6 protein-coding genes are annotated in these 8,959 nt (G+C 36.0%); 4 read left to right on the top strand and 2 right to left on the bottom strand.

Annotated elements, in window-relative coordinates; genetic code table 11:
* Positions 1 to 863: 863 nt before the first annotated feature.
* Both DW059_RS14285 and DW059_RS14280 read right to left on the bottom strand, forming a co-directional pair.
* Entirely contained in the window at positions 864 to 1,115 is a 252-nt protein-coding gene (locus tag DW059_RS14285; RefSeq protein WP_117699236.1) for a hypothetical protein, read from the bottom strand.
* The gene (locus DW059_RS14280) at positions 1,105 to 1,479 is read right to left on the bottom strand and encodes a plasmid mobilization protein (RefSeq protein WP_117699235.1); all 375 of its coding nucleotides are present in this window, start codon (positions 1,477 to 1,479) and stop codon (positions 1,105 to 1,107) included. The genes DW059_RS14285 and DW059_RS14280 overlap by 11 nt, the downstream gene beginning before the upstream one ends.
* Positions 1,480 to 2,415: 936 nt before the next feature.
* On the opposite strand from DW059_RS14280, the gene DW059_RS14270 reads away from it, so the two are divergent.
* From DW059_RS14270 to DW059_RS14260, 4 genes are all read left to right on the top strand, one after another.
* The gene (locus DW059_RS14270) at positions 2,416 to 3,024 is read left to right on the top strand and encodes a recombinase family protein (RefSeq protein ID WP_117699238.1); all 609 of its coding nucleotides are present in this window, start codon (positions 2,416 to 2,418) and stop codon (positions 3,022 to 3,024) included.
* Positions 3,025 to 3,245: 221 nt separating this feature from the next.
* A complete protein-coding gene (locus DW059_RS16185) occupies positions 3,246 to 4,190 on the top strand; it encodes a restriction endonuclease subunit M (protein WP_199534381.1) in 945 nt (314 codons plus the stop codon).
* 1 nt (position 4,191) lies between these two features.
* A complete protein-coding gene (locus DW059_RS16180) occupies positions 4,192 to 5,217 on the top strand; it encodes an Eco57I restriction-modification methylase domain-containing protein (RefSeq protein ID WP_199534379.1) in 1,026 nt (341 codons plus the stop codon).
* Position 5,218: 1 nt separating this feature from the next.
* Positions 5,219 to 8,539 carry a DEAD/DEAH box helicase family protein gene (locus DW059_RS14260; protein ID WP_117699233.1) on the top strand — a complete coding sequence of 1,107 codons (3,321 nt, stop codon included), beginning with the start codon at positions 5,219 to 5,221 and terminating at the stop codon, positions 8,537 to 8,539.
* Positions 8,540 to 8,959 lie beyond the last annotated feature (420 nt).

Below are 8,959 nucleotides of genomic sequence, written 5' to 3'. Positions count from 1 at the left end.
AGTGGGAATATATTAATATAAATGTATTGAGAACTCTGTGGAATCATCATGGTAGTATGCAAGAGAACTCTGTGGAATCATCATGGTAGTATGCAAGATGACGCTGAAGAAGTGATAGAAAAATAAGAAATTCGAATATAGGTCATCGTTTTGAGAAGGGAATGTATTTTAAATTTGTGGAGTATGTTAATGCTAGCATTGATAGCGGACTAATCGATATGGTTTATAATGATAAAATATTGGACGTATTTTACTAATCGATATGGTTTATAATGATAAAATATTGGACGTATTTTATATCTGGGTTATAAAAATAAGCGTTATCAATGAAGACGATTTAATGTATTCGATATATCATGATAAATTTGATAGAGATACACAAATAACAATCATTAACGAATTATCAAAACATGATGAATTGATGGAATTCAATAGCATAGTTAAATGGGTGCAATGTATGAGATATAATAAATTTGCACAACAAAATTCATTTCCGGAAAAGTTGAATATTACACTAAGAGGTCTCTTGTTGACAAATGTAAATGCTGTAGTTGTTGCAAACTATACATATTTAAGCTGCTATATCAATGTAATTGGGACATATTTATTGATTAAACTACATGATTGTCTGATAAGACTCAAAAACAGAAACGAATAGAAGAAATTGTAAAAAAAAGCATTTACAGCTAGTAATATGAATATAGACGAATACATAAATATGATAGAAAAAGAATGTCGCATATGTAGGTGCGAAATTAATTATGTTCAAAAAGAGAAGATGAAAGAGTATTTGATGAAGACATTTTAGGAGAAACTGCGCACAAAAAGAATTATTGTGCACAGTTTAGAGAGATGAAAAGCAGTTAGTTAAATTCATTCATAGCATCCACATAATCCTGTAATCCGTTTTCTTTCATTGCCAGCTTAGCATACAGCAGAGGCGTTTCCTCGGCCAGCAAGTAAAGATATACGATATCATTCGGGTCATCAAAGATAACAGAGGAATTACATTCCTTGCAACAGATAACAAGAATTGCGTTCTCGCCGTTATTGATAATGATGGAGTCTGTGGCAGGCGCATACATACCAAATTGAAAATCAAGATTATTGTTCATGTGACTCTCCTTCCCACAGATATTTTGCACCATCCAAGAGGTCAATAATAGCTGTAAGCATATTGGTGTATTCTGTCTGCAATTCCTTGATTTCATCTGAAGCAGGAAGCGTACCAGAAGTTGTACCAGTTGATGTAAATGCCTTATGCATTTCAAGTAATTGTAGATACAGTGCATTAACGGTCTGTACAAGAGGATATATAGTTTCTTTCTTACCAACAACGCAGATGCGGTTATAGATACAGGAACGGACAAAGTAATCTTTCTTTATCATACCGCTGGCAAGAATACGGGCTTCGATTTGCTTGCGTTCAGCATCGCTTATTCTAAAACTTATAGTTGGATGTTTATGTTGATTGCTCATAAAAAAGCTCCTTTCATAGTGGGCGTGGCAGCGGGCACAGTTAAGCACCCGCAAGCCACATTTGATTATTCGTTTTTAGTAGTAAAAGTAGATTATATCTGCCATGGATTTCGTAGAAGCAACATTGAATAATTGCAACTAATTTGCTACTAAAGTTTTTGAAAACAATATGAAAAGAGTAACATTAGATGAAACAGATGCGGTGGAATACCGCATAAAATCAGCATTTTTGATTTGATGATACTTCCCTTGGGAAGAGTTTGAATAATGAAAACTGTTAAAGGGCAATATGGTTTATCGTCTTTAGGGCAAAAAAACTGTATTGTCAACAATAAAATAAAAAATATCAGAGACCATAAGATGAGTTCAAGTTTTCCTCATCTTACGGTCTCTTTTTTGCATCTTATATAAATAAACCGCCTGCTATGCAGGTTTGCCTACAGACGCATTAGCTTACAGTAAAAAACTCCAATGTTATACTAAGTACAGGTTTGCTAACCATACTAAAGATAAAGGAGGTAAGATACTAAAGGAATGCTTGGCGGAAAAACAGGAAATCGTAAAAGAACCAACGCAACAAAAATCCATGCATATGCAAGAGTATAGAGTATCGAGAAAATACAATATTATTATCGAATTGTAATTTTTAGAAAGAGAGGCAGATATGAATATTACATACAAAAAAGAGGAGATTATTTAATACCAAACTAATGTCTGATTTGGAGCCGGAAGGAGAAGTGAGATAATTTGAGTTTATAAGAAAAAATTATCTGAAAGAGCGGCGAAGATTGTGAGAGCAACGCTGTTGCAATGATGATTATGCAATATAATAGAAGACAGGTTTCAATGAATTAGTCTTCTGTAGGGTATATATCAATATGTTTGCAAATACTAAATCAGTGTAGGAGATATTGGCAGATGAAGGAGGTAAAGAACATGGAAGATATAAACATTTACGGATATATGAGAGTGTCATCAAAGGAACAAAATGAGGACAGACAGAAGATTGCATTAACAGAGATAGGAGTTCCTGAGAATAACATTTATATGGACAAACAGTCAGGTAAAGATTTTGAGAGAACACAGTATAAACGATTGTTGCAAAAACTGAATGAGAAGAGTGTACTATATATTAAATCAATTGATCGTCTGGGAAGAAATTATGGGGAACTGAATGAACAATGGCGTATTATCACAAAAGAGAAGAAGGCAGATATTGTAGTTATTGATATGCCGCTATTAGATACTCGCAGAGAAAAAAATTTGCTTGGAACATTTATCAGTGATGTAGTTCTGGCTTTGCTTAGCTATGTGGCAGAAAATGAACGTACCAATATCAAGCAAAGGCAAGCAGAGGGGATTGCTGCAGCAAAAGCAAGGGGAGTAAAATTTGGTAGACCGCCATTACCAATTCCTGAGAACTTCTATCAGATGCATAAAGATTGGAGAACAGGGAAAATCACAATAGAAGAAGCCGCAAAGGCTTGTAATATGTGTCCTAAGACGTTTTATAGCAAATCGGTAAAATACGAAAAATCTAGTTAAATAGTTTATTTCTTTTAACTGAAATGGTATACATTTCCAGTACTCGTATACATAAAACCATTCTTACATATTGTATCACGAAATTAGTCAAAATTCAGTGATTTTCTGTAAAAATTTCGTGGAATTTCACAGTTACAAATCCAAATTTTCCTTATGAAAAAAAGTATACATTTTTCCAAGCAGGCTATCAGGGATAGCCTGCTTTAGAAATGAGGATAAAAATGGATAAGTTAATTGATATGAATGTTTATCCAGTCAGTAAAAACCTTAAAGCATTGCTGAAGGATAAGACAACAAAGAAAAATATAATATTTGCTACACCAGCATATAGTTCCGAAGGAAATCCTATCAAGGAAACGGAGCAAATGACGGAGAAAATTTTAAAAGGATTTGCGCAGTGTGAGATACAACCGAGGGTGCTGAAGAATAAGGAACAACAGCAGGAACGTACCAGAGCAAAAGCTGAGGTATTTACACCATCGTGGATTTGCAACAAAATGAACAATCACTGTGATGAAGAGTGGTTTGGAAAGAAAAATGTATTTAACACTGAACAAGGGCAGGAATGGCGGTTAAATACAGAAAAAATTGAGTTTGACACAGAAGATGATTGGAAAAAATATGTTGATTCAAAAAGGCTGGAGATTACATGTGGTGAAGCTCCATATATAGTATCACGCTATGATGCAGCTACCGGAGAAATCATTGAGATAAAGCGGCGGATTGGTATTTTGGATAGAAAACTGCGAGTAGTAAATGAAAACACAGACAATGAAACAGAATGGTTCAAATGGGTACTCCGAGCATATCAGAGCGTATACGGATATGAATTTCAAGGAGATAACCTTTTAATTGCAAGAATTAATTTACTTATAACTTTTGTTGACTATATGCAGGACAGATGGAATCGGGTTCCGACAGAGGCAGAACTAAGAAAGGTTGTAAATGTTATTGTCTGGAACTTTTGGCAGATGGATGGGATAACTGGGATGATTCCTTTTGGAAAAAACAAAGAGGAATATCATCAATTCAATTTATTTGATTTTGTTGTAGCAGATGAGCTGGATAGCCAGGATACAGAAGAACCCGAAGAGGTATACTGCCGAATCTATGACTGGCGTAGCGATAAGTCACTAACGTACAAAAGTATGAAGGAAGGTAGATGAGATGAAGTTTGATTTTGCGATAGGAAATCCGCCATATCAAGATACAATATCAGGGGAAAATGAAACTTTTGCACCACCTGTTTATAATAAATTTTTAGATTCTGCTTATCAAATAGCAGATAGGGTTGAGATGATTCATCCAGCGAGATTTCTAAGTAATGCAGGTTCTACGCCTAAGGAATGGAATAAGAAGATGTTGGACGATGAACATTTAAAAATTTTGTATTATGAACAGGATAGCAGCAAGGTATTTGGCAATACAGATATTAAAGGCGGTGTGACAGTAACATACAGAGATTTAACAAAGAATTATGGTGCAATTGAAGTGTTTTCACCGTATGGCGAATTAAGATCTATTAATTCTAAGGTGTCAGATGTAAGTAAGACTAGCATTAAAGAAATTATATATACTCAAAACAGATTTAATTTAGATAATTTATACCTTAAACATCCAGAATATAAATCTGTGATTGGAAGTGAGGGAAAAGATAGGCGTTTTCGAAACAATATTTTTGAAAAAATTCCATCTTTTTTGGAAAAAGCGGCTAATGAATCTGATATTGCAGTAATAGGGGTCATCAAAAATAAAAGATATTGGCGCTATATAGATAAAGAGTTGATTGATTTAGAACATGAAAATTTAATGAAATGGAAAGTAATAGTGCCAAGGGCTAATGGTAAGGGCGTTCTGGGAGAAATCCTTAGTTCGCCAATTATTCTAGAACCAAATCAAGGTTATACACAGACATTTATTGGAATAGGAGCATTTGATACAAATTATGAAGCTGATAGTTTGCTCAAATATATTAAAAGCAAATTTTTAAGGACAATGTTGAGCATCTTAAAGATTGACCAGCATAATGAGCGAGACACATGGGCGAAAATCCCTCTTCAAGATTTTACTGATAAATCCGATATCAACTGGTCAGTATCCATAGCAAACATAGACAAACAGCTTTACAAAAAATATGGGCTATCAGGGGAAGAAATCGCATTTATTGAAAATAATGTAAAGGAGATGGAATAGCATGAATAAACCAAATATCAAGACGACCAAACAGGTAGTTCCAATGCTTTATGGCTATTCCACTCCGGAAGTGATTCGCCATAATGGATGGACGAAGATAGGATATACAGAGCAGGATGTAGAAACTCGCATCAATCAACAGACACATACTGCTGATATTAAGTGGCAGCTTGAATGGAAAGGAAATGCTACTTTTGATGATGGCTCAGGGGAGACGTTTATAGATAAGGACTTTCATGTTTATTTGCGAAAATCTGGTATAGAGCAAGAAAAGGGAAAAAATAATGAATGGTTCCATGTGGATGGCACCACATCAAAACAAATGTTTCGTGATTTTAGGGAAAATCATGGTATCTTAAAAACGACAGATGCAGTTATTCCGTACAAATTGCGTGAGGAGCAGCAGAGTGCAGTTGCGATGACGGTTGCGTATCAGGCAGCTCATAAAGATGGAGAGTTCCTTTGGAATGCCAAGCCAAGATTTGGAAAAACATTATCGGTCTATGATTTTGTGCAGAAAACCGGTGCAGAAAAAGTGCTGATTGTGACAAATCGACCAGCGATTGCAAATTCATGGTTTTCAGATTATGCCAAATTTCTGGGGAGTGAATCAGGATATCTTTTTGTAAGTGAAGTTGACGCATTAAAAGGGAAAATAGGTGTGTTGACGAGAGAAGAATATACACATTTTCTTATAGGAAAAGATAGTGAAAATATAAAATGTATTGAATTTGTATCCTTGCAGGATATGAAAGGCTCTATTTATTTTGGAGGTCAGTATGATAAATTAGGTGAGGTTGCAAATATGGAGTGGGACATCCTTGTTATCGACGAAGCACATGAGGGTGTGGATACCTACAAAACAGATGTTGCATTTGAGCGTATTAAGCGTAAATTTACGTTGCATTTGTCAGGAACACCGTTTAAAGCACTTGCCAATAATAAATTTGCGGATGATGCTATCTACAACTGGACTTATGCAGATGAACAGAAGAAAAAACGTGACTGGGATGTCTCCACAGAGGAAGAAAATCCGTATGCAACATTACCACAGCTTAATCTCTATACTTATCAGATGTCAGAAATTATCAAGGATGAACTGCAACAGGGTATAGAAATCGACGGTGAGACAGAAGAATATGCATTTGATTTGAATGAGTTTTTCGCGGTTGCCAATGGTAAGTTTAATCATGAATCATCAGTTGATAAATTTCTCGATGCTATGACAAGACAGACAAAATTTCCATTTTCTACGGAAGAACTACGTGATGAATTAAAGCACACATTTTGGCTGCTCGACAGGGTAGACAGTGCAAAGGCGCTGGCAAAGAAATTAAAAGAGCATCCGATATTCAAGGAGTATGAGATTGTTCTTGCTGCGGGTGATGGAAAACTGGATGATGATGACGAAACCATGAAATCTTATGATAAAGTGGTTGAGGCTATTGCACAGCATGAAAAGACCATTACTTTGTCGGTAGGGCAACTTACGACAGGAATTACCGTTCCAGAATGGACGGCAGTGCTAATGCTTAGTAATATGCAATCCCCTGCACTTTACATGCAGGCGGCATTCCGGGCACAGAATCCTTGTCTGTTTAAAGTTGGGACATCTTTCAAGAGAAAAGAGAATGCTTATGTATTTGACTTTGATCCGGCAAGAACACTTACCATATTTGAGCAGTTTGCCAATAACCTGAATCCTAATACTGCCAAAGGTGGAGGTACCGCAGAGGAACGCAAAGAAAATGTGAAAGAGCTGTTAAATTTCTTCCCAGTAATCGGCGAGGATGAACAGGGAGAATTGGTAGAACTGGATGCAGAAAAGGTACTGACGATTCCAAGAAAAATCCGCTCTGTTGAAGTTGTGAAGCGTGGGTTTATGAGCAATTTCCTGTTTCAGAATATCAGTAACATCTTTGGGGCGCCGAAGGAAGTCATTGATATTATCACAAAGTTTGAACCAATAGAAGAACCAAAGAGCAAGGTAAATCTGACGGAGGAAGTGAAGAAAGATCTATCGCTGGATGAAAATGGGGAAGTGGCTCTTAGTGATGAATTTGTGATTGGAAGAACACATGATGTTTTTGGCGATAAAATTTATGATGTGACATCTCAGGTACAGGAAACTATGACGCAGATGAAGCAAGCACCGGACAAGGCGCAGAAAGCCATCGACAAACTGAAAGAAGCGGTAAAACAGAGTGCAGTCAAGGCGGTTGTGGATACTGCGCAGTCTACCTATGGCTCTGATATGAAAGTGGCAGATAAAAGACAGATTGAATCAAAATTGAGCCATGAAGCTGATCGAATGATTGATAAGTTACATACCAATTATGAGATTGAGCGTAATGTCATAGAAAATCAGCGTGTAATAGAACAGCAGGCAAGATATGAAAACGGAAAAACATCAGAGCAGATTGATAAAGAATTTGAACAGAAACAGAAAGAAGCTATGGAGAAATTCAATGCAGAATTGACAACTGCTATTTCTGATTTTGCAAAAGAATGCACAAAAGAGACAGTCAAGACCGTAGAAACCAAGAAAAAGGAGCGTGAAAAGGAAACAATTGAGGACGGTGTCAGAGATCATCTGCGTGGTTTTTCAAGGACAATCCCGTCATTCCTTATGGCATACGGAGATAATACGGTAACACTTGCGACTTTTGATACGATTATTCCAGATAAAGTGTTCCTTGAAGTGACAAGCATCACACTGGATCAGTTCAAATTTCTGCGTGATGGTGGCGATTATGTAGAGAAAGAAACCGGACAAACCAAGCATTTCGATGGACAGCTATTTGATTCGGTGGTATTTGATGATTCGGTAAAAGAATTTCTTGCCTTAAAGAAAAAACTGGCAGATTATTTTGATGAAAAGAGTGTGGAAGATATATTTGATTATATTCCACCACAGAAAACAAATCAGATATTCACACCAAGGACAATGGTTAAGAAAATGGTGGACATGCTGGAACAGGAGAATCCTGGTTGCTTTGATATGCCAGATAAGACCTTTATTGATTTGTATATGAAATCTGGTTTGTATATTACAGAGATTGTGAAGCGGTTGTACCAGAGCGATGAGATGAAAAAGCAATTCCCGGACAGTAAAGAACGTCTGAAACATATCTTTGAAAAGCAGGTATATGGATTAGCTCCGACGGAAATTATCTATAAGATAGCAACAAGTTACATATTGGGCTTTGATGAAGATACAAAGGATATCAAGCATAATTTCAGACAGTTAGATGCTTTGCCTTATGCAAAAAAAGGAACGCTGGATGAAGTGTTGGATAAGTTGTATTCTAAAGAGGAGTAGATGAGAGGATGCACCCGGAGACGGGTGCATTTTTGAAATCGTATAATATATAAAGTATTGTAAGTATATTCGTTGTTTTGAGTAGCACTTTTCAGTATAATAAAACTTAAAAGGATGGAAACAGTAGATATTTATCGGATGAAAAAATATGTTCACAAAATTATGGTTTAGACGGAGTTGTTGATAAATCAAGTAGAAAAATATTATCTATGGAGGATACATAGGCAGATAGCCTGTTGATAAAAAGGGTTGCAACTTAAAGAAAGAAGTTGCATAATATGTATATCACATTTGGGAAGTGGGTTATGAGAGATGATATATGTATTATAAAAAAGAAAAAATATGGAAGTTCACAAAAGGTACAGTGGTTGAAACATTGGGCTTTTTGTGAACTTTTTTTAGATGAACAATGTAAAATGT

It is taken from the genome of Roseburia sp. AF42-8 (genome assembly GCF_003435965.1).
Taxonomy (GTDB): domain Bacteria; phylum Bacillota; class Clostridia; order Lachnospirales; family Lachnospiraceae; genus Roseburia_C; species Roseburia_C amylophila.
The sequence above is the reverse complement of the archived record's forward strand: the minus strand, read 5'-3'. Positions and strand labels throughout refer to the sequence as shown.